The organism is Methylobacterium sp. OAE515, from assembly GCF_041806315.1.
Classification (GTDB): domain Bacteria; phylum Pseudomonadota; class Alphaproteobacteria; order Rhizobiales; family Beijerinckiaceae; genus Methylobacterium; species Methylobacterium tardum.
On sequence record NZ_JBGMUV010000001.1, the window covers coordinates 1,794,808 to 1,814,204 of the forward strand.

At 69.1% G+C, this 19,397-nt stretch carries 24 protein-coding genes; 14 read left to right on the forward strand and 10 right to left on the reverse strand.

What is annotated here, in order from left to right; genetic code table 11:
• Window positions 1-123 precede the first annotated feature (123 nt).
• Complete coding sequence (locus ABIE45_RS08805) at window positions 124-810, forward strand: metal ABC transporter permease (RefSeq protein WP_192706367.1); 687 nt, start codon at window positions 124-126, stop codon at window positions 808-810.
• Between the two features lie 320 nt (window positions 811-1,130).
• On the forward strand, window positions 1,131-2,828 hold the full coding sequence (locus ABIE45_RS08810) for a methyl-accepting chemotaxis protein (RefSeq protein ID WP_192706368.1): 1,698 nt from the start codon (window positions 1,131-1,133) through the stop codon (window positions 2,826-2,828).
• 55 nt (window positions 2,829-2,883) lie between these two features.
• Here ABIE45_RS08810 and ABIE45_RS08815 read toward each other — a convergent pair whose 3' ends face one another.
• On the reverse strand, window positions 2,884-3,546 hold the full coding sequence (locus ABIE45_RS08815; RefSeq protein ID WP_192706369.1) for a 3-oxoacid CoA-transferase subunit B: 663 nt from the start codon (window positions 3,544-3,546) through the stop codon (window positions 2,884-2,886).
• Window positions 3,547-3,570: 24 nt separating this feature from the next.
• Window positions 3,571-4,311: a CoA transferase subunit A gene (locus ABIE45_RS08820; protein WP_192706370.1), complete on the reverse strand. Its 741-nt coding sequence runs from the start codon at window positions 4,309-4,311 to the stop codon at window positions 3,571-3,573.
• Window positions 4,312-4,619: 308 nt separating this feature from the next.
• Here ABIE45_RS08820 and ABIE45_RS08825 point away from each other — a divergent pair, with 308 nt between their 5' ends.
• Both ABIE45_RS08825 and ABIE45_RS08830 read left to right on the forward strand, forming a co-directional pair.
• Window positions 4,620-6,452 (forward strand): AsmA-like C-terminal region-containing protein, encoded by a 1,833-nt coding sequence (locus tag ABIE45_RS08825; protein ID WP_192706371.1) that lies wholly within the window; start codon window positions 4,620-4,622, stop codon window positions 6,450-6,452.
• 64 nt (window positions 6,453-6,516) lie between these two features.
• The gene (locus ABIE45_RS08830) at window positions 6,517-7,296 is read left to right on the forward strand and encodes a DUF1499 domain-containing protein (RefSeq protein WP_192706372.1); all 780 of its coding nucleotides are present in this window, start codon (window positions 6,517-6,519) and stop codon (window positions 7,294-7,296) included.
• 19 nt (window positions 7,297-7,315) lie between these two features.
• Here the strand turns inward: ABIE45_RS08830 and ABIE45_RS08835 are convergent, their stop codons facing one another.
• On the reverse strand, window positions 7,316-8,194 hold the full coding sequence (locus tag ABIE45_RS08835; RefSeq protein WP_373622857.1) for an MBL fold metallo-hydrolase: 879 nt from the start codon (window positions 8,192-8,194) through the stop codon (window positions 7,316-7,318).
• Window positions 8,195-8,452: 258 nt separating this feature from the next.
• On the reverse strand, window positions 8,453-8,629 hold the full coding sequence (locus ABIE45_RS08840) for a hypothetical protein (protein ID WP_192706374.1): 177 nt from the start codon (window positions 8,627-8,629) through the stop codon (window positions 8,453-8,455).
• 206 nt (window positions 8,630-8,835) lie between these two features.
• On the opposite strand from ABIE45_RS08840, the gene ABIE45_RS08845 reads away from it, so the two are divergent.
• On the forward strand, window positions 8,836-9,012 hold the full coding sequence (locus ABIE45_RS08845) for a DUF1328 domain-containing protein (protein WP_007568853.1): 177 nt from the start codon (window positions 8,836-8,838) through the stop codon (window positions 9,010-9,012).
• A gap of 168 nt (window positions 9,013-9,180) precedes the next feature.
• Here the strand turns inward: ABIE45_RS08845 and ABIE45_RS08850 are convergent, their stop codons facing one another.
• Window positions 9,181-9,531 (reverse strand): NepR family anti-sigma factor, encoded by a 351-nt coding sequence (locus tag ABIE45_RS08850; RefSeq protein ID WP_373622244.1) that lies wholly within the window; start codon window positions 9,529-9,531, stop codon window positions 9,181-9,183.
• Between the two features lie 175 nt (window positions 9,532-9,706).
• Here ABIE45_RS08850 and ABIE45_RS08855 point away from each other — a divergent pair, with 175 nt between their 5' ends.
• Entirely contained in the window at window positions 9,707-10,510 is an 804-nt protein-coding gene (locus ABIE45_RS08855) for a response regulator (protein ID WP_192706375.1), read from the forward strand.
• Between the two features lie 428 nt (window positions 10,511-10,938).
• Window positions 10,939-11,301, forward strand: a complete 363-nt coding sequence (locus tag ABIE45_RS08860) for a hypothetical protein (RefSeq protein ID WP_192706376.1) — start codon at window positions 10,939-10,941, stop codon at window positions 11,299-11,301.
• 140 nt (window positions 11,302-11,441) lie between these two features.
• On the opposite strand, the gene ABIE45_RS08865 is transcribed toward ABIE45_RS08860, so the two are convergent.
• A complete protein-coding gene (locus ABIE45_RS08865) occupies window positions 11,442-11,630 on the reverse strand; it encodes a general stress protein (protein ID WP_010683678.1) in 189 nt (62 codons plus the stop codon).
• A 242-nt stretch (window positions 11,631-11,872) separates the two neighbouring features.
• On the opposite strand from ABIE45_RS08865, the gene ABIE45_RS08870 reads away from it, so the two are divergent.
• Window positions 11,873-12,079, forward strand: a complete 207-nt coding sequence (locus tag ABIE45_RS08870) for a hypothetical protein (RefSeq protein WP_192706377.1) — start codon at window positions 11,873-11,875, stop codon at window positions 12,077-12,079.
• Window positions 12,080-12,088: 9 nt separating this feature from the next.
• On the opposite strand, the gene ABIE45_RS08875 is transcribed toward ABIE45_RS08870, so the two are convergent.
• Entirely contained in the window at window positions 12,089-12,850 is a 762-nt protein-coding gene (locus tag ABIE45_RS08875) for an electron transporter (protein WP_373622245.1), read from the reverse strand.
• A 133-nt stretch (window positions 12,851-12,983) separates the two neighbouring features.
• Here ABIE45_RS08875 and ABIE45_RS08880 point away from each other — a divergent pair, with 133 nt between their 5' ends.
• The gene (locus ABIE45_RS08880) at window positions 12,984-13,427 is read left to right on the forward strand and encodes a cyclic nucleotide-binding domain-containing protein (protein ID WP_192706379.1); all 444 of its coding nucleotides are present in this window, start codon (window positions 12,984-12,986) and stop codon (window positions 13,425-13,427) included.
• Here ABIE45_RS08880 and ABIE45_RS08885 read toward each other — a convergent pair whose 3' ends face one another.
• Window positions 13,428-13,871, reverse strand: coding sequence for a VOC family protein (locus tag ABIE45_RS08885; RefSeq protein WP_192706380.1), 444 nt, complete (start codon window positions 13,869-13,871; stop codon window positions 13,428-13,430).
• A gap of 171 nt (window positions 13,872-14,042) precedes the next feature.
• Between ABIE45_RS08885 and ABIE45_RS08890 the strand changes: the two genes are divergently transcribed.
• Window positions 14,043-14,723 carry a L,D-transpeptidase gene (locus ABIE45_RS08890; protein WP_192707327.1) on the forward strand — a complete coding sequence of 227 codons (681 nt, stop codon included), beginning with the start codon at window positions 14,043-14,045 and terminating at the stop codon, window positions 14,721-14,723.
• A gap of 141 nt (window positions 14,724-14,864) precedes the next feature.
• Here the strand turns inward: ABIE45_RS08890 and ABIE45_RS08895 are convergent, their stop codons facing one another.
• Window positions 14,865-15,128 (reverse strand): hypothetical protein, encoded by a 264-nt coding sequence (locus ABIE45_RS08895; protein ID WP_192706381.1) that lies wholly within the window; start codon window positions 15,126-15,128, stop codon window positions 14,865-14,867.
• A 198-nt stretch (window positions 15,129-15,326) separates the two neighbouring features.
• Here ABIE45_RS08895 and ABIE45_RS08900 point away from each other — a divergent pair, with 198 nt between their 5' ends.
• On the forward strand, window positions 15,327-15,818 hold the full coding sequence (locus ABIE45_RS08900; protein WP_192706382.1) for a thermonuclease family protein: 492 nt from the start codon (window positions 15,327-15,329) through the stop codon (window positions 15,816-15,818).
• A gap of 115 nt (window positions 15,819-15,933) precedes the next feature.
• On the opposite strand, the gene ABIE45_RS08905 is transcribed toward ABIE45_RS08900, so the two are convergent.
• The gene (locus tag ABIE45_RS08905) at window positions 15,934-17,064 is read right to left on the reverse strand and encodes an AI-2E family transporter (protein ID WP_192706383.1); all 1,131 of its coding nucleotides are present in this window, start codon (window positions 17,062-17,064) and stop codon (window positions 15,934-15,936) included.
• 298 nt (window positions 17,065-17,362) lie between these two features.
• On the opposite strand from ABIE45_RS08905, the gene ABIE45_RS08910 reads away from it, so the two are divergent.
• From ABIE45_RS08910 to ABIE45_RS08920, 3 genes are read left to right on the forward strand one after another with little or no spacing between them, the layout of a single operon-like run.
• A complete protein-coding gene (locus ABIE45_RS08910) occupies window positions 17,363-17,671 on the forward strand; it encodes an acyl carrier protein (protein ID WP_192706384.1) in 309 nt (102 codons plus the stop codon).
• A gap of 39 nt (window positions 17,672-17,710) precedes the next feature.
• Window positions 17,711-18,178 (forward strand): 3-hydroxyacyl-ACP dehydratase FabZ family protein, encoded by a 468-nt coding sequence (locus ABIE45_RS08915; RefSeq protein ID WP_192706385.1) that lies wholly within the window; start codon window positions 17,711-17,713, stop codon window positions 18,176-18,178.
• A 7-nt stretch (window positions 18,179-18,185) separates the two neighbouring features.
• Window positions 18,186-19,313, forward strand: a complete 1,128-nt coding sequence (locus ABIE45_RS08920) for a beta-ketoacyl-ACP synthase (protein ID WP_192706386.1) — start codon at window positions 18,186-18,188, stop codon at window positions 19,311-19,313.
• The last annotated feature ends 84 nt before the right edge of the window (window positions 19,314-19,397 follow it).

Consider the following 19,397-nt stretch of genomic DNA (forward strand, 5'->3'; position numbering starts at 1 on the left):
AGGTGGCGCTCAACCGGGCGCCGCCTCATTTGCTTTTCAGTTCGTGCATTTCGTTTGCGCACAACCTTGTTTGCCGAGCGCGGCGCCCCATAACCCGGCTCCTGAAGCCAGGATGGGACCTCGATGAAGCACCTCAGCAAGACCCTCGTCGCCGCCGGCCTGACGGCCCTTCTGTCGAGTGCAGCGTTCGCCGCGCAGGTCGAGCGCGTCCGCGGCACGGTCGACAAGGCCGACGGCAGCACCGTCACGATCAAGACCGACGACGGGAAGTCCGAGACCGTCGATGTGAGCGGCGCGAAGTTCGCCTGGGTGGTCCCGTCGAGCCTCGACCAGATCAAGGACGGCGTCTTCATCGGCACCGCCACCAAGGGCGAGAACCCGATGACTGCCCTGGAGGTGGTCCTCTTTCCCGAGTCGATGCGCGGCACCGGCGAGGGCCATTACGGCTGGGACACGATCACCGACCAGACCGCTGGCGCCGGCGCCAAGGTGAAGAGCGCCATGACCAATGGCACCGTGAAGGCCGAGACGTCGAACGCGCCCAAGGTCAAGAGCGCTATGACCAACGGCACGGTGAAGGCCGACAAGGCGGCCTCGGGCGGCGAGCGCACCTTGACGGTAAGTTACGGCAAGGACGGCTCCAAGGAGATCGTGGTGCCGTCCTCGGCGCCGATCGTCGCCTTCGAGCCGGCCGACAACGCGATCCTGACCCCCGGCTCGAAGGTCTTCGCCGTGGTCGCCAAGGACGGCAGCAAGGCCGAGGGTAAGCTCGTGGCGGTCGGCAAGGATGGCCTGACCCCGCCGATGTAGGCAGGAACGCAGGACGCCCTCTCAACCCAATCCCATCGTTCGGCGGCCGCCATGCTTCCCGTTGAGGCACGGCGGCCGCCACGACGTGCCGCTTGTGTTGACATCACGACCTGCCGTCTCTCGACTGAACCAGTGTGCAAAATTATTTCACAGACTCGGGCATCGTATAAGCCCGATTGTTTTCGTTATGCGCCCGATTTGCGAAGTAAATTCAAATATATTTAACTCATAGTTTGCTGTATTTCCTTTAGGTTTGCTGGACATCTAGTTGATAGAAGCATAAGTGTCCGCGCGTTTAAGCCCGTAACGCGAGACGTGTCATGTCTATGCTTCGCGACGCCAGGATATTTTTCAAGTTTATGCTGCCTATTCTGCTGGTCGCCGTGATCTCCGGCGGTCTGATCGCATACGCGCGGCTGAACATGTTGAGCTTATCCTCTCAGATGCGTCGGATCGTCGACGTCGAGGCTCGGCACCTCAACCTGATGTTGCGATTCCGGGTCGTGGTCGGCGATCTAGCCACGCACGTTCGGGATCTGATTATTGAGACCGGCGATAAGGAAATGGCTGCCTACAAGGCGCGGTCCGATCAAAGTCGAGCGCGTGCAGACACATTGCTGCATCAATTGATTGCCTTGCCGGATGATGACGCGCAACACGCTGCGGATGTGCGTCTTCGGGCAAAATTCGCTGACTTCTTATCTGCACTCGATCACGTGTCCGCGCGTGCTCTCGTGAACGACAACGTGACGGCCAGAAATATCCTGATCAACGACGCGGTTCCGATCAGTATCGAGATGAACAGTATCGTGCGTGCGCAGCTCGAAACGCTGGAAAGCGCGCTGCAGGCAGTGCGTGATCAATCCGATCATGAAGTCGAGCGGTCCGTTACCATGCTGGTCATTGCCGCCGTCCTCGGTCTCCTCTCTGCGATCGGTGTCGCCGGCCTCGTCGTCCGCGTCGGGGTCACCGGTCCGCTGCGTGGCTTGCGTGGGGTCCTGCAGCGTATGGCTCAGGGGGATGTGGAGATCGCGATCCCACAGGCGGCCCGTGCCGACGAGATCGGGGCGGTGGGCCGGGCCGTCGACGATATCAAGCAGTTGGTTGCCCAGCAGGCCGAGGAGCAGGCCGAGATGCGTCAACGAGCCGCCGTCGCAGCCGAAGCGGGGCGCAAGCGTGCCATGAGCGAACTTGCGGACACGTTCGAGCAGACGATCGGCGGGGTCGTGGACGTGGTCTCGTCCTCCGCTACGCAGCTGTACGCGACGGCCGAGATGTTGACGGCCACGGCCGCGGACTCGGCCGAGCAATCCAATACTGTTGCGGCGGCGGCCGGGCAGGCGGCGGCCAACGTCGAGACGGTCGCGGCCGCTGCCGAGGAACTCGGTTCATCCATCCAGGAGATTGGGCGCCAGATCGCAGCTTCAGTCGGCCTCGCCCGGAACGCGGTCGACGAGGCCGGCGCAACAACGCAGTTCGTCAACACCCTGCACGAATCCTCGCACCGGATCGGCGAGATGGTCGGGTTGATTGCCGATATCGCGAGCCAGACCAATCTCCTGGCGCTGAACGCGACGATTGAGGCTGCCAGGGCGGGAGCGGCCGGGCGCGGCTTCGCGGTGGTCGCCGCCGAGGTGAAGGCTCTGGCTGAGCAGACCGCCAAGGTCACCGCGGCGATCACCGGGCAGATCGACGAGGTTCGGTGCGCCACCGGACAGGCCGTCGCGGCGATCGGCACGATCACGGCGCGGATCGGCGAGATCAACGGTGTGGCGGCGACGATCGCCGCTGCGGTCGAGCAACAGGGCGCCGCGACCAGCGAGATTGTGCGCAACGTCAGCGAAGCATCAGCCGGTACCGGAGAGGTGACGACCAACATCGCCGCTGTTGCCGAGGCCTCGGGTCAGACGGGGACGGCTGCCACGCAAGTCCTTGGCGCCGCCTCGGAGATGTCGAGTCAGGCCGATCGACTGAGATCCGAGGTGATCCGTTTCCTCAACAGCGTGCGTGCGGCCTGATCGGCGGGCATCCCCGGACGGGAGCCGCCGACGCGCGGCCCCGGTCCGAAATCGGTCATCCCTTAAGGGCGGTCGTGAAATCCGCCTCGGTCTTCGACCGGATCTCGTCCTCGGTGACGCCGTCGGCGAGCTCGATGAGCTTCATGCCGCCGTTGCCCTTCTTGTCGATCTCGAACACGCCGAGATCGGTGATCACCAGATCGACCACCTGAGTGCCGGTGAGCGGCAGGTCGCAGGCCTTCAGAAGCTTCGGGCTCTCGGTGCCGTCCTTGTTCTTGGCGACGTGCTCCATGACCACGACGACGCGCTTGACGCCCGCCACCAAATCCATGGCGCCGCCCATCCCCTTCACCATCTTGCCGGGGATCATCCAGTTGGCGAGGTCGCCGTTGCCGGCCACCTGCATGGCGCCGAGAATCGACAGGTTGATGTGTCCGCCGCGGATCATCCCGAACGAATCGGCCGAGGAGAAGTAGCTCGTCGTCGGCAGCGCGGTGATGGTCTGCTTGCCGGCGTTGATCAGGTCCGGGTCTTCCTCGCCCTCATAGGGGAAAGGGCCCATGCCGAGCATGCCGTTCTCCGACTGGAGCTGCACCGACATCCCCTCGGGAATGTAGTTCGACACCAGCGTCGGGATGCCGATGCCGAGGTTCACGTAGAAGCCGTCCTCCAGCTCCTTGGCGGCGCGCGCCGCCATCTGCTCGCGGGTCCAGGCCATATCGTTCGCTCCCTTCCCGTCCGATCAGTGCGTGCCGCCGCCGGCCGCCGCGGCCGGGGTGCTGTCGCCGCGCTTGCGCGTGGTGCGCTGCTCGATGCGCTTGTCGCGCACGCCCACGTCGATGATGCGCTTCACGAAGATGCCCGGCGTGTGGATCGTGTCCGGATCGATCTCGCCCGGCTTTACGAGGTGCTCGACCTGCGCCACCGTCATCTTGGCCGCGGTGGCCATCATCGGATTGAAGTTACGAGCGGTCATCCGGTAGCGGAGATTGCCCTCGGTGTCGCCGGTATGGGCGTGGACCAGAGCGATGTCGGCGAACAGGCCGCGCTCCATCACGTAGGGCTCGCCGTCGAACTCGCGGACCTCCTTGCCCTCGGCAACCTTGGTGCCGACCCCGGTCTTGGTGAAGAAGGCCGGGATGCCGGCGCCGCCGGCGCGGATCCGCTCGGCCAGCGTCCCCTGCGGGTTGAACTCGATCTCCAGCTCGCCGCCGAGATACTGGCGGGCGAATTCCTTGTTCTCGCCGACATAGGACGAGATCATCTTACGCACCTGGCGGGTATCGAGGAGCTTGCCGAGGCCGACGCCGTCGATGCCGGCATTGTTCGAGACGACCGTCAGGCCCTTGACGCCCGAGAGGCGCACCGCCTCGATCAGCTCATCCGGGATGCCGCACAGCCCGAAGCCGCCGCACATCACCATCATGTCGTCGCGCAGGAGCCCGGCCAAGGCCGCGGCGGCATCCGTATAGACCTTCTTCATCGAACCGTCCTTTTCCCGCCGGGCCTGACCGGCCGAAACTTTGGCAAGCGCGTTTCCTCGCGCCTGCTGTTCCCGATTCCGCCGTCGAAATCCAGTGCTGCGCCGCGCGAGCCGGTGCGGTCCGGGTTGATCCGTAACCGCCGCGGCCTGGGGAGGGACCAGCGGCTTCGCGCAGGTCCGGCAGACAAACGCCGCGAAGGGCGCTAGAACACCCCCTCGACGTGCAGACCCTGCCGGGCCGCGACGGCTTGAGGGGGCCTGTTGCGGCACCCGGCTTCCGGCCGCAGCCGCGGCCCGTCCGGAGCATGATGTCGCTGCGCCGCCCGACCCTCGTCCTCGCTCTCGGGAGCCTGATCGTTGCCGGCCTCGGCCTGCGCGACTGGCCGGTCGAGGCCGACCGGGCGACGGCCTTCGTCGGTCAGGCCTTCGACGCCTACGGGCTCACCTTAAGCGCGCAGGGGCCTGCGAGCCTGACCGTGCTGCCTCTGCCGCGCCTCACCCTCGGCCGCGTGCGGGTCGCAGCCGGGACCACGGGACCGGCTCTGGTGGAGGAGGGCCGCCTGAGCATCGACCTCGATCCGTCCAGCCTGCTCGGCGGCCGCGCGGCAATCGGCGGGCTGCGCCTCGAAGGCGCGCGCCTGTCGGGGGAGGCCGCGGCGTGGAGCGGGCCCTTGGGGCGCCTCGGCGCGCAGGTCCGGTCCGATATCACGGCCCGGCCGCGCCGGATCATCGTGACCGGCGCGCAGATCGCGCAGGGCATAGAGGTCCGGGATCTCGATCTCGACCTTGCATGGCCGTTTTGGAGCGGGTCGGCCGAAGGACACGCGACGCTGACATGGCGGGGCGTCCCGACGCAGGTCGCGCTCACGCACCTCCGGCCGGCCGACATGGCTCTGGGCGGGCGCAGCCCGTTCACCGCGGCGGTGACATGGCCGGGTGGCAGTCTGGCGGCGGATGGGACCGCGGAGCCTTTCCCGGAGGCAGCCGCGCTGCCCAACCTCATGGGCCAGGTGCGTTTCGAGACCCGCTCGCTGCCGGAGACCCTGTCGTGGATCGGCTGGGATGCCCCGCTCTCGCCGCTGGCGGGCGCGGTCTCGGTTTCCGGCCACTTCGAGACGGCGGAACGGTCCGTATCCTGGCCGAGCCTGCGAGTCGGATTCGGCCAGAACGTGCTGGAGGGCGCGGGTGCCGTCGCGCTCGGCCCGGGCGAGGCGCCGCGGCTGTCGATCCAGGCGACGCTGGCGGCCGAGACGCTCGATCTCGCGCCCCTGGTCGGTGATCTCGTGCGGCTGTCGGAGCCGGAAGCCGTGCCGCTGGCCTTGGCGCCGTTCACCCGGGGCGATCTCGACCTGCGTCTGTCGGCGGCCGATGCGCGGCTCGGATCGGTTCCGGTGCAGGACCTCGCGGCGAGCATCCTGGTTCGGGACGCCGCGATGGAGATCGCGGTGAATCGGGCGCGCGTCCAGGAGGGCACCTTCAAGGGACGGATGACCCTGGTGAGCGGGGCCGACCCAGCCGAGACCGAGATGCGCCTGCAGGGAAGCCTGGACCACCTCGATCTCGGGAGCCTGTCCGGCGAGATGGGAGCCTCGCGCTGGGTGGGGGGACCCGTGCAGGGGCAGTTCTCCCTGGATTCGAGCGCCCGCGACAGCGCCGGCCTCCTGGCGCATCTCGGCGGACGGGCGGCGCTGTCCGTCGAGGGCGGCGCGATCGCCGGGCTCGATCTCGCCGATGTCATCCACCGCAACGGCGCCATCGCGCCCGGGGCGCTCGCGCGCCGCAACAGCCGGACCGCGTTCGAGCGCGCCGCCATCACCCTGCGCTTCACCGACGGGGTCGGCGAGATCACAGAGGCGGGCCTGATCGGTCCGAGCGTCGGCGCGACGCTGCATGGTCAGGTCTCGCTGCCGGATCGGCGGCTCGACGCCAGGGGCAATCTCGCCCTGCGACCCGCCTCCGCCCCACCGCGCGGTCTTCTGTTCGCCGTCTCGGGACCCTGGAGCGCGCCGGCCGTCCAGATCCTGGCGCACGGCGAGGCCGCGGAAGCCGCGAGCCGGCCCGGCGAGGCGATGCTGCCCGAGAGCCTCAAGCAGCCGGCAACCCTCGGCCTGCCTGGCAATGCCCGCGCCTATGCCCCGTAGCACCGCGATGGCGTCCGTCATGGCCAAGCTGTAAGATCGGGCCCCGAACGCCTCCATGATGCCCATGCGCCGCCTACTCGTCGAGGAACCCATCACCCGTGCGGGGCCGCTGGCCAGGCGGCTGGCGCTGTTCTCCATCCTCGTGACGGGGCTCGCCCTGATCCTGGTGCGCGATCCGCGTGCCGATACCGACGCGGCGCTCGCCGCCCTCATGGCCGGGTTCGGCGTCGCGCTGGTGGCAGCCGCTGCCGCGATCTTCGCCTTCGTCCGGGTCTGGCGCGAGGGCGCGCGTGGCCTGGGCGCCGCCCTGGCCGGGCTGATCCTGGCGCTCGTCGTCCTGGGCTATCCCGCCTTCCTGGGTCTGCGCGGTCTGCGCCTGCCCGCCGTTCCGGACATCAGCACCGACATCGACAATCCGCCCGCCTTCTCGCGCTCGCGGGCCGCCTTCGCGGCCCGCGGCGGACGTTATCCGCCGGATCCGGGACCGGCGCTTCGCGAGCGCCAGCGTGGCGCCTATCCGCAGATCGCGCCGCTCACCCTCGATATCGGCGCTGACGAGGCGTTCGAGCTGGCCCGGAAGGCCGCTCTCAATCGTCACTGGCAGATCGTGGAGGCGATCCGGCCGGGCGGCCGCACCGGAAACGGCCGGATCGAGGCGGTGGCCCGGGGCCTGATCCTCAACCTGCCCGACGACGTGACCGTGCGGATCCGCCCGCGCGCCGACGGGGCGCGGATCGACGTGCGCTCGGCCTCACGGCTCGGCGGGCGCGACTTCGGCAGCAACGCCGACCGGATCCGCGCCTACCTGGACGATGTCGCCAACCTCGCCCTCGCAGTGAAGTGATCGTCGGCCGCGAAGGGGTTCAGGCGGCCGTGTAGGCCCCGTCCAGCCGCGGTGCGCCCTCGGACGCGGCGAGGCCGCGCCCGACGAGATCCTCGAGATGGGCGAAGACCGACAGGGCTGCCGCGCCTCTGAGGCGCGGATCGAGCCCCTGGTAGATCGCCGCGACGATGTCGGCGATCCGCGTATCGCCGGCGGCCAGACGCGCGCGGATCGCGGCTTCGCGCTGCCGGCGATGGCCCACGAGGCCGCGGAGGAACCGCGCCGGATCGCGTACTGGATCGCCGTGGCCGGGCCAGAAGATCGTCTCGGTGCGGCCCCGCAGCTTGTCGAGGGACGCCATGTAGGACCGCATCTCGCCGTCCGGCGGGGCCACGATCGTCGTGGACCAGGCCATGACATGATCCCCCGAAAACAAGGCCTGCGCCTCCGGCAACGCGAAGGCGAGGTGATTCATCGTGTGGCCGGGCGTTTCCACGGCCACTAGCGTCCAGCCCGGGCCTGAGACCGTATCGCTCTCCGCCATGACACGCTCGGGCGTATGGGCCCGGTCGGCGCTCGCGTCGAGCATCGGCATCTCGGCCTCGGATAGCGCCCGTGCGGCCCGGTGCGGAGCGCATCCGAGGATGGGCGCGCTGGTTCGGGCGGCGAGGAGACGGGCCCCCGGAGAATGATCGCGGTGCGTGTGGGTGACCAAGATGGCTTCGACCCGCTCACCGGCGAGATCCCGGAGGAGCGCATCGATGTGGGCCGCGTCGTCGGGCCCCGGATCGAGGACGGCGACGCGGTCGCGGCCCACCACGTACGTGCAGGTGCCGCTAGCCGTGAACGGGCCGCCGTTCGGCGCGATCCGCCGGCGGATCAGCGGCGCCACGGTTTCCAGCCGATCCGGCTGCGGCATCGATCGATCGAAGGTCAGGCTGCTCTCGTCCGTGTCCGCCATCGCTTACCCCGCGCGAGATGGTCGACCACTCCTAAAGCGGCTTCCGGCTGCGTCCGCAATTGGGAAGCGGCCGGAGCCCCGCAGGACGAGGCCCTGCCTCTCGGAAGGTTCCAGCCGTCCACGGCTGGTACGATGCGCGGCACCGGCAACACCGCCGCGCGAGGGGGCGGGGCCGGCTGCTCTGCTCGGCCCCGCGGCGTGCTGGGAAGGGATGGCTCAGCGCGATCGGTCTGAGCGGCGGGCGCGCACGCGGACCGGCACGGGCGCCGGCGATACGACGAGCCCGAGAAGCGCGGCACGCAACGCGTCGCCGGCCTTGTCGGCCACGTCGGCGAGGCGGCTCGCCATCGCGGCGGCCTTTGATTGAACGGCACTCTTGGCAGATTGCAGCATCGCGGATCCCGGATCGAACCTGAAGACCTATCTTCGAACGCTAGCGCTCTTGTCCCGTTCCGTCACCCATCGTCGCGGCCGGATCGGCTGCCCGGATCTACGCACACGACTCTGCCAAGTTGGCGGAACCGGACCGAAACCTTGGCGTTTTTGTGTTCAGAACGGCGCGGCTGAGCCCGCGTTGGCACTTTTGAAGGATACGAACGATGCTCGGTTGGGCCGTAACTTTTCTTGTCGTTGCCCTCGTGGCGGCTCTGCTTGGTTTCGGCGGCATTGCCGGCACCGCCATGGAGGCTGCGAAGCTGGTCTTCTTCGTGGCGATCGTCCTGTTCGCGATCTCGGCCGTTGTCGGCCTGATGCGGGGCCGCTCACCGACCCTTTGAGGGGGACTGTAGCAGCCGGGACTGGTCTCAGGCTGGTGAAGAAGGTCGGAAAGGGCTGCCGCCCGACGCGGCAGCCCTTTTGCAAGTCCAGGTCCTGCACGGTTTTGCCTGCACGTGCGAGGCGGGCGTGATGGGCAGACTGACGGACTTGAAGACAAGTGGATAATGTCAGGCTTTCTCGCGGTCGCCGCTGTCGAGCTTGGCGATGAGGTCCGCGAAGCGGTCGGGCACCGGTTGTTGCGCGATCGAGTCGTACATGGTGCGCAGCTGAGAGGCGATCCGGTTGCGGGTGTGCTCGCTCAATCCCGTACGGGATGCCGTGGGGCCTGTATTTGAAGCGGATGATGCGCCCGCCTCGACGGGATCGCCGGTCTGCTCGTCGGAAACGTCGTCCGCAGTACCGTCCGCGCGCGGCCGAAGCGCGCGGGGACGCGCTTCCTTTCCCTGGTCCACCATCAACAGGCCCCTTATTGCCGAAGTCGGCCCGGCCGCATTGTGCTGCGGCTCGACATACGCCATGGCTGCGCCGGCAACGCCTGCCCGCCGGGATCGGTTCCGCCGGGGGGTGGAACGGAGTGCGGGCCTCCGCGTTGGGCGGTAGGCTGCGCAGGACACAAAGCCGGCCCCGGCAGGCCCTCGGTCAACGGATCGAGGCGATCGCGGCCGGGCAACACGGCGAGGCACAGGGGATCGAATGTCGACATCGCAACTCGTGGTACAGCACCTGCCGTACCTGCGCCGCTACGCGCGTGCGCTCACGGGTAGCCAAGTGGCGGGCGACGCCTACGTGGCCGCCACCCTGGAGACCCTCGTCAACGAGCCGGACACGCTCGGCCGGAGCACCAACATCAAGGCGGATCTGTTCCGGGTCTTCACGCGGATCTGGAACTCGCTGTCCGTGAACGGCCGCAGCGAGCAGGTCCAGCACGACCTGCCCGCCGAAGTGCGCCTCGGCCAGATCACGCCGCTGCCGCGTCAGGCCTTCCTGCTCTCCTGCCTGGAAGGCTTCTCCGAGGAGGACGCCGCCATCATTCTGGGCGTCGACGTCTCTGAGGTGCGCGACCTCGTTGACGAGGCCGGCCGCGAACTTGCTGCCGACATGGCGACCGAGATCCTCATCATCGAGGACGAGCCGCTGATCGCGATGGATCTCGAGGCGCTGGTCGAAGGTCTTGGCCACAACGTGATCGGCGTGGCACGGACCCGCACCGAGGCGGTCAAGATCGCCGGCGAGGGCAAGCGTCCGGGTCTGATCCTGGCCGACATCCAGCTCGCAGACGGCTCGTCCGGGCTCGACGCGGTCAACGACCTGCTGAAGTCCTTCGAAGTGCCGGTGATCTTCATCACCGCCTATCCGGAGCGCTTCCTGACGGGCGAGCGTCCCGAGCCGGCCTTCCTCATCGCCAAGCCGTTCCAGCCCGCCAACGTCTCCGCGGTGATCAGCCAGGCGCTGTTCTTCCAGCAGACGGCCCGCCGGCGGGAAGCCAAGACGGCCTGAGCCTGGTGCCGCGACGGAGATCCTGACGGGTCTGCGGCACTCTCATCGATACGAGAAACCCCGGCGCGAGCCGGGGTTTTTTGTTGCCGCGCGGTCGGCGACAGGACGCAAAAAAACGGGCCGGAGAAGGCTCCAGCCCGTCGGTGAGGTTCCGGCCGATGCACAAGGGGAATGCGGGGAGGACCAGGTGGCCGGGTGTTGAGGTAACGGCCGCCGGCCAGGCAGGTTCCAGAAAATGCGCTTTTTCGGCTTACGTGGTTTCGATGCAACAGGGGATGGGTGTGGATGAGGCGGGTGCGCCGCCGCACCAACGGCCGAGCTGCCATCGAATACTTAAATCCTCATAGACGCGAGACAGTCTAGGAACCTGTGATTGCAGGGCGCGTTATCAAAACATCCTGTCAAGCTCTCGCAATGAGGTCGGGGCAATGCTGCGGTCTGGTTTCCTCCTGGGCGTGAGTGCTCCTGCCGCTCTCCTCACCGTGCTGGTCCAGCCGGTGGTGCGCGACACGGCCGACCGCTGGACGCCCCCGACGCTGACGGCTCAGACCGTGCAGATGCCCCTGCCGGGCATGCGGCCGGTCTCGCTGGCGATCAGCCCGACCCGCGTGGCGGGTGTTCAGAAGCTCGAAAACCGGTCCCCCATCGCCGGCGAGGCACAGGAAATGGGCATCCAGCCGGTGCTCAAGCCGCCGGTGCGTCGTATGGTCCGCGAGGGCTGTGAGACCGCTCTCAGCTCTCTGGTAGGCCCGGAGGCGCGTCGTATGACGCCGGGCCGCTGCATCTCCTGATCCGAATTCAAAGCCGGACCGCACAGCAAAAGGCCCCGTCGATGAGGCGGGGCCTTTTGCTGTGCGGAAGCCATCACAAAGAAAAACGGCGCCGGTCTCGAGGACACGGCGCCGCTACGCGACACGGTTAGTGGTCTGCCTCACTCGGCGCGGCCGGTACCCGTGGACTGGCCACCCTTACGCCCGGCGGACGAGGCGAGTTCGCGATCCTGAGAGAACGAGCGCTTCTCGGCGGGGACGCTGCGGCCGCCCTTGCTGGCGATCTCGCGCTGCCGCTCCAGGTCCATCGAGGCAAAGCCTCGCTTCGAGGTCGAATTTCCGGATGCCATCAGTTCCTCCTCAGGCTTCGCTTCACCCCGCAACAACCTTCAGCAATAACCAAGGTTCCTATGTCGAGACCTAGCCAAGCTTCGAATAGCTAAGCTTGACGGCAACCGGGGTCTTATCTGCCGCGTTGGTTGTCGATCGACCTGGGTAGACGACCGCATCTGCCCTGAGGGACGCTTGCCGAACTGGCTCAGAGGCCGGAACGGAGCGTTCGACCGTGCGGGATGCAAGAAGGTGATCGCGTATGACGAACCGCAACATGGTCAAGGATGCCGCCGGTGGTGGCCCCGATGTGAGGCCGAATACGCCGCCGCTGCCGCCGATGCCCGCCCCGGAAGACTCGGCGACGCCGACGACCCGCGAGGAGCCGGTCGACTCGCCCCATCTGAATGCCAGCCTGAAGCGCGAGGCCCCGGCGGCCGGTGAGCAGGGCCTTTCGACGCGGCGCTGATTCGGGCTCTCAGCCCGCCCGCGTTCGCGCGAGGCGGGTCAGTCCGAAAATGAGGACGCCGATCGCCAGGATCGTGACGAGGCCCGCCACCGTCAGGATGCGCCGAACGAGGGGGGTGTAGACGCCACGGGCCGCGTCGTAGCCGTAGCAGAGCAGGGCGAGCCGGTCGGCCAGACCCCCGACGCGGCCTTCCCCGGCCTCCGTGAGGGCGAAGCGGAGGTCCCGCCCGGTCAGCGCCAGGGGTGAGAGCACCCGGCCGACCCGTCCGTCACCGGTGAGCAGCAGGGCGGCGGCCGGATGGGCGAAGCTGTCGGTGCCGGGATCGTACACCGCATTGTAGCCGAGCGCCCCGGTCAGACGGGCGAGTGCGGCGTCCGAGACGATCAACGCCTTCAGCCGAACCGACGCGGCGCGTTCGCCCAACGTGTCCACAAGCATGCGGCGCGCGGCCGCGGCATCGTCGCGCGGATCGATGCCGACGAGCACCAGCGTCGAGTCACCGGGTGCGAGACCCGTCGCCGCCAACGCTTCGGCCGACATCGACACCATCGGGTCGCAGACATTGCTGCAGGTGTAGTCGACCGGCAGCAACAGAACGGGATGTCCCGCCAAGACCTGCCCCAGCGTCGTCGACTGACCGGTCAGGGCGTCCGTGACGCGGAGATCCAGCGGTGCCTGCGCTCCGGGTGCCGGCGCCGCGGCAACGCGGGCGAGTTCACTCTGGCTCAGCCGGGCCTGGGCCGGACCACCCACAAATAGGACGGCCAACACGAGAACTGCGCAGACCCCGCGATGCTGGCGGTGACGGGCTGCGTCGGGTGCAGGGCTGGACAAGTGCCTGATGAACCGCATGGATGCGCAGGCTCGTCCGTTCCCGCCCCGAGACCCGTCGTGGAGCCCACGTATGACCCTCGACACCGAGGTTTCCTCTCTCAAGCAGGTGCCACTGTTCCGTGAAGTTGAACCGGCGCGCCTGAAGCTGCTGGCCTTCACCAGCGAGCGGGTGCATTTCGAGCCTGGGCAGCGCTTCTTCGCCCGCGGCGATGTGGCCGATGCGGCCTACGTGATCCTCAAGGGGACCGCGGAGGTCAGCATCGATGGTCCCGCCGGGCCGGTGCGGCTGGCGCTGCTCGGCCAGGATGCCCTGGTTGGTGAGATGGGCATCCTGGCCGAACAGCCCAGGTCGGCCACCGTGACGGCCGAATCCGCCGTGACCGCGCTCCGCATCGACCGCGGCGTGTTCCTCGAACTCCTGGCACAATTTCCACAGATCAGCATCGCACTGATGCGTGTGCTGGCGTTGCGGCTGGAGCAGACCAACCAGGCACTGGCCGAGAGCCGGGGCTGATCAGCCTGTCGGGTAGGTGATGAACTCGAGGAGCGAGCCGTCCGGATCCCGGAAATAGACGCTGATCCCGGCGCCCGCGGCGCCGTGCCGCTCCACGGGCCCGAGTTCCACCGCGACGCCGGCGGCATTGAGATGGGCGATCGCATCCGCGATCGGCCCCGACCATCGGAAGCAGAGATCGCTGTTGCCGGGCTCGACGGGGCGTAGCGCCAGGGGCTCCGCCTTCACGCCGGGACCGTGGCAATTGAGCTGCACGCCGCCGAACCGGTAGGCGTAGCCGTTCCCCCGCTCGATCACCTCGGCGCCCACCACGTCGCGATAGAAGGCGTTGGACCGCGCCCAATCGCTGACGTGGATCACGCAATGATCGAGGTGGATCGCAGGGCTGAGCGCCAGGGCGGGCGGGACCTCTGCCGGCTCGGGAATCGTCTCGGTCTCAGGCATCGATCGCCTCCGCGCGGCGCTCGACGAAGCACCGCCTCCATTATGAATTAGGGCGCAACCGTGGCCGCGGGAGCGGGCCGCACACGGCCTGCTGCGGCGGAAAAGCTACATCGTCACTGGCGGGGAGGCGGTAGGCAGGACCTGAGGACCTTAGCCTGCATGACAGAACTGATGACCGTGACGCGCCCCCTGGCCTGGACCCGGATCCGCCGGATCCTGCTCTCGCGCCTCGTACTCGCTCTCGTGGCGATCGCGCCCCTCGCAGCCTGCCAGACCCGCCCGGCCCAGCTCGCGCAGGACGACGACGCGGCGTGGTATATCGGCGCCAAGCCCGACAAACCTTTCGACATTCCCCTGGTCGATACCGGGCGACTCGATCCGAAGTACCGTCGGCAGCAGGTGAGCTACAACGGCCCCGAGCAGCCCGGCACCATCCTGGTCGACATCGACAAGCGCCAGCTGATGCTGGTTCAGGCCGACGGGACCGCGATGCAGTACGGCGTCGGCGTCGGCAAGGCGGGCTTCTCCTGGAAGGGCGAGGCCCGGGTCGGCCGGAAGGGGGTCTGGCCGGATTGGAGCCCGACAGCCACCATGGTCTCGCTCAATCCGGACCTGCCGCGGACCCGTAAGGGCGGCCTCGACAATCCCCTCGGCGCCCGCGCCCTCTACCTTTACCAGGGTAACCGGGACATCCTGTTTCGGATTCACGGCACCAACGAGCCGTGGAGCATCGGCGAGCAGATGTCGTCGGGCTGCGTGCGGATGCTCAACGAGGACATCGCCGATCTCTACGAGCGCGTGCCGGTCGGGACCCGCGTGCTCGTGAAGCGCAGCGGCAAGTACCGGGCCTGACGCGGCCACGCTCTGGACGCGCGGTTCAGACGCGCTGGTCGTCCCAGGATCCGGGCCGGTGGTTGGTCCGGGTCCTGAACGCCGCCGCGCCGGCTCGAAATGACGGAATGGCCGCGCTGCCTGGCGACCGGGACCCGCCCGTCAACTGGCGGGCCTCTCGGCCGCGCCTGCCGCCAGGGACTCAGCCGAGGCAGCGCGGGCGAGCCTGTCGAGGGCCGCGCGGTCGAGGCGGTCAACTCCCGGCGAACCGTCCGGCGTCATGCCGTCACTGGCCAGCACCGCCGCGGCCGTGAGGCCCGAGGCCGGCTCCGAGCCCGATCGCTCCGGTCCAATCGCGTAATCGGCCCAGATCAGGAGCGCCGCGCAGAGGGCGACCGTGCCCAGCAGGGTCTTGAGAAACGCCATGCGTCACAACGGTCGCTGCCGGGCCGCCGTTCCCGCGGTGCCGGGTGGAACACTTTCGCAACCCCAGAGCGGCATCCTTCGCCTCCAGGCGAACCCTGCGCCGGGGCCGCCCGGCAAAATCGCCACATTGGCGGCGCAGCATCCCGGCTTCACCAGCCTTTTGCCAGTTCGACCGCCCTCCGCGTGGACAGTCTCCCGATGATCAGACCGATGCTTGCCCTGCTCCTCCTCTCCGGCTCCGCCGCGGCGGCCGGCACGATCAGCGGCCCCGCGACGGTGATCGACGGCGACACGATCGAGGTTCAGGGCACCCGCATCCACCTCTACGGCATCGACGCGCCCGAGACGGCGCAGAGTTGCGAGACGGCGTCCGGTCTGGAGTATCGCTGCGGCCGTGAGGCCGAGCAGGCCCTGCGCGCGCGGATCGCCGGCAGCGTGGTCACCTGCGAGCGGCGCGAGGGGGGCGGCGCGGGCCGTGTCGCCGGCGTCTGCCACGTCCATGGCGAGGACCTGTCCGCCTGGATGGCGGCGCAGGGCCACGCCCTGGCCAGCCGACACGTCACGGCGTCCTATGTCCGGCAGGAAGGTCAGGCCTGGGCCACCCGCCGCGGCATCTGGGCCGGCACCTTCGAGAAGCCGGCCGACTGGCGTCAGGACCGGCGGCGCGTCGAGGCGAGTGCGGTCGACTAGGGTCCCCTCCGCCGCGGCGTCCCGCCCTTCGGCAGGACGGGGCGGGTGAATGCGGATACCCGGAGCCGTTCCGGATGGCGGCACGATCCGGCACGGCTCCGAGTGAGGCCGGAGCTCAGGCCGTCTCGTCGTGCCCCTCAGTGAATTCCCGCCACAGCAGGACGAGGGCGGCCATCACGGCGGGACCGACGAACAGGCCGAGCAGGCCGAAGGTCTCGACGCCGCCCAGGATGCCGAGCAGCACCCACAGGAACGGCAGCTTGGTGGTGCCGCCGATCAGGGCGGGCCGCACGAAATGGTCGGCCACGAAGGTGACGACGAGGCCCGCGACGGCGACCACGATCGCCGCCTTCGCCGAGCCGGCCGCCACCAGCAGGAGTGCCGCGATCGCGATGGCCAGAGCGGCGCCGAACGGGATCATCGCCGCCACCGCCGTGAAGGCGCCGAGCAGCACCGGGTGCGGCACGCCCGCGAAGTAATAGACGATCCCGAGCAAAAAGCCCTCGCCGAGGCCGACGAGGACTAGCCCGTCGACGGTGCCGTGCACCGAGGCCACCATCTGGCGGGCGACGCGCTCGCCGCGCGGGCCGAACAGGCGGTGGCAGGCGGTCAGCGACTGATCCCGCACGGTGCGCCAGTCGCGGAACAGGAAGAACAGGGCTACGAGGCTGAAGCCGAACAGCACGATCCGGTGCACCACCTCGCGCCCGAAGTTCCGCGACGCGCCGATCACCGAGTGATTGTCGAACCGGTGCAGCAGGTCCGAGCCTGCCTGCGCGTGGCCGAGATTATCGTTCCACCACGCGGTCGCCTGCGCGGCGCCGTAGGGCAGATGCTGCAGGAATTCGGGTGCGGGGACGCCGTTCGCCTCCGCGTTGCGCACGAAATCGGCGACGTCGTGGGCCTCGCGGGCCGCCTGCACGCCGAGAATCGCCAGCGGCACCAGGAAGATCAGCGCCACGGCAGCCGTCATCAGGGAGGGCAGCAGGATGTTGTGCTTGCCCGGCGGGAAGCGGTGCTCCAGGCGGGTGTAGAGCGGCCACAGGGCGATGGCGAGCACGAGCGCCCAGGCCAGCGCCGGCAGGAAGCCGTGCAGGATCCACAGGCCGAGCGCGGAGAGCGCCAGGACCAGGAGGACGCGGGCCGCACCCTGCGAGCGCGCCCGCTCGTGCGGCGCCAGCGGGGGCGCGGGGGGCGCCGCCTCGATCCGCGCCGGCGGAGCGGCGGGTTTGGTGATCGGTGGCATCCGTCTGAACTCCTGGAAACGCGCGGTCGCGCGTCAGCCGGGGCCGGCGCGGCCAGAGCGTCCGCGCGTCCTCACCCGCAGCGACGCGCGCTTGTGGATACGCGCTGAAACGCCGGGGGAACCGTCGCGGTTGCCGCTCCTGACACCCTCGTGTAGAGGTCGCCGCCATCCGACGGGGCCGCGTACGAGGCCCGACTGACGTTTAGGGTGGCCGCGCGGGGCGTGAGCGCCGGGCTGCCCGGCGGCGAGGGGGCTCCCCGCCCGACCGATCCGGAATTCGAACAGCCCGCGAGAAGACATGTCCGACGAGCCCGCCCACGGCAGCGCCACCTTCGAGCGCGTGGCCGACATCATAGCCGAGACCGCCGACATCCCGCGCGACAAGATCACGCCCGAGAGTCACGCCATCGACGATCTCGGCATCGACAGCCTCGCCTTCCTCGACATCGCCTTCGCGGTGGACAAGGCCTTCGGCATCAAGCTGCCGTTGGAGCGCTGGACCCAGGAGGTCAACGAGGGCAGGGTCCCGGCCGAAGAGTACTTCGTCCTCAAGAACCTGTGCGCGCGCATCGACGGTCTGGTGGCCGAGAAGGCCGCCAAGGTCTGACGCCCGCACTCTGATTCGCCCCGCTACGTCGGTCCTGCCATGCGCCTCGAATATTTCGAGATGATCGATTCCGTGCGGCTCCTCGACCGGGCCGCCGGGCGGATCGAGGCGCTCGCGCGGGTGCCGCTCGAGAGCCCCGTCTTCGAGGGGCATTTCCCCGGCCATCCGCTGGTGCCCGGCGTCCTCCTGACGGAGACGATGGCGCAGGCCTCCGGGTATCTCGTGCTGGCCCATCTGGACTTCGCCCGGATGCCGTTCCTCACCGGCGTCGACAAGGCGCGGTTCCGTTCCTTCGTCGGCCCGGGGGCGGAACTCGTCGTCACGGCCAGCCTCGAGCATGACGGCTCGGGCTACGCGGTGACCAAGGCGGCGATCAGCCATGCCGGCAAGGCGCTCTGCGACGCGGAGCTGCGCTTCCGCACCATGCCGTTCCCGGACGGGCTCGACGCGCCGATGCGCGCGCGGGCGCAGGCGATCGGTCTGTTCCTGGATCCCGCGCAGTCGTGAGCCCGCCATGAACCGCCCCGTCGTCGTCACCGGGCTCGGCCTCGTCTCCTGTGCTGGCGAGGGCGTCGAGGCCCATCTCGCGGCCCTCGACGCGCAGGCTGCCCCCCGCACCGACACCGAGACCTTCGCGCCCTATCCGGTGCATCCCGCGCCGGCGATCGCCTGGGACGGGCAGATCCCCAAGCGCAGCGACCAGCGCCAGATGGAGGCGTGGCAGCGGCTCGGCGTCTACGCCGCGGGGCTGGCCCTCGACGCCGCCGGCGTGAAGGACGAGGCCGCCCTCAAGCAGGCGCTCCACCTCGTCGTGGCGGCCGGCGGCGGCGAGCGCGACTACGCGGTCGATGGCGCGATTTTGACGGGCCTGCGGGAGGCCACCGATCCGGGCGCCTACCTGAACGAGCGGCTCCAGAACGACCTGCGCCCGACGCTGTTCCTGGCCCAGTTGTCGAACCTGCTGGCCGGCAACATCGCCATCGTCCACGGGGTCACGGGCGCCTCGCGTACCTTCATGGGCGAGGAATCCGCCGGGGTCGATGCCCTGCGGATCGCCCAGGCCCGGGTCGCCTCGGGCCAGATCGACGCGATCCTGGTCGGCGGCTCGTACAGTGCCGAGCGGCCGGACGTGCTGGTGATCCACGAGATGGGCGGCTACCTCGCGCGCGGCAGCTTCAGCCCGGTCTTCCAGCGTGGCGAGACCGGCGGCTTCATCCTCGGAAGCTGTGCGGCGTTCCTGATGCTGGAATCGGCGGACCATGCGGCTGGCCGCGGCGCCCGCGCGCTCGCCCGGCTCGAGGCGGTGGCCAGTGACCGGACCCGGCGCGAGCCCGGCGGCGTCGCGGCGAGCCTGGAGACCCTCTGGCGGCAGGTCGGGATCGCGGCGCCCGACCACGTCCTGTCCGGAGCGACCGGACTCGCCCCGATCACCGCCGAGGAGCGCGACACCCTCGGGCGGCTCGCACCCGAGGCGCGCCTGCGCGCCCTCGGCGACGTGATCGGGCACGGGCTCGAAGTGGCGGCCCCGTTCGGTGCGGCCCTCGCGGCCGCGCTCGTCGCCAACCACGGCGCGCGGGAGGTCGCCGTGACCGCGATCGGCCATCGTCGCGGCGAAGGCGTGCTGCGTCTCGTCCCGGCCTGAGCGGATCCCGGATCCGCCGCGTGCCAAATGGCACGACGGAAACCACAGGTTTCAAGTGTTCCCGCGACCGTACATTCCGCTCTC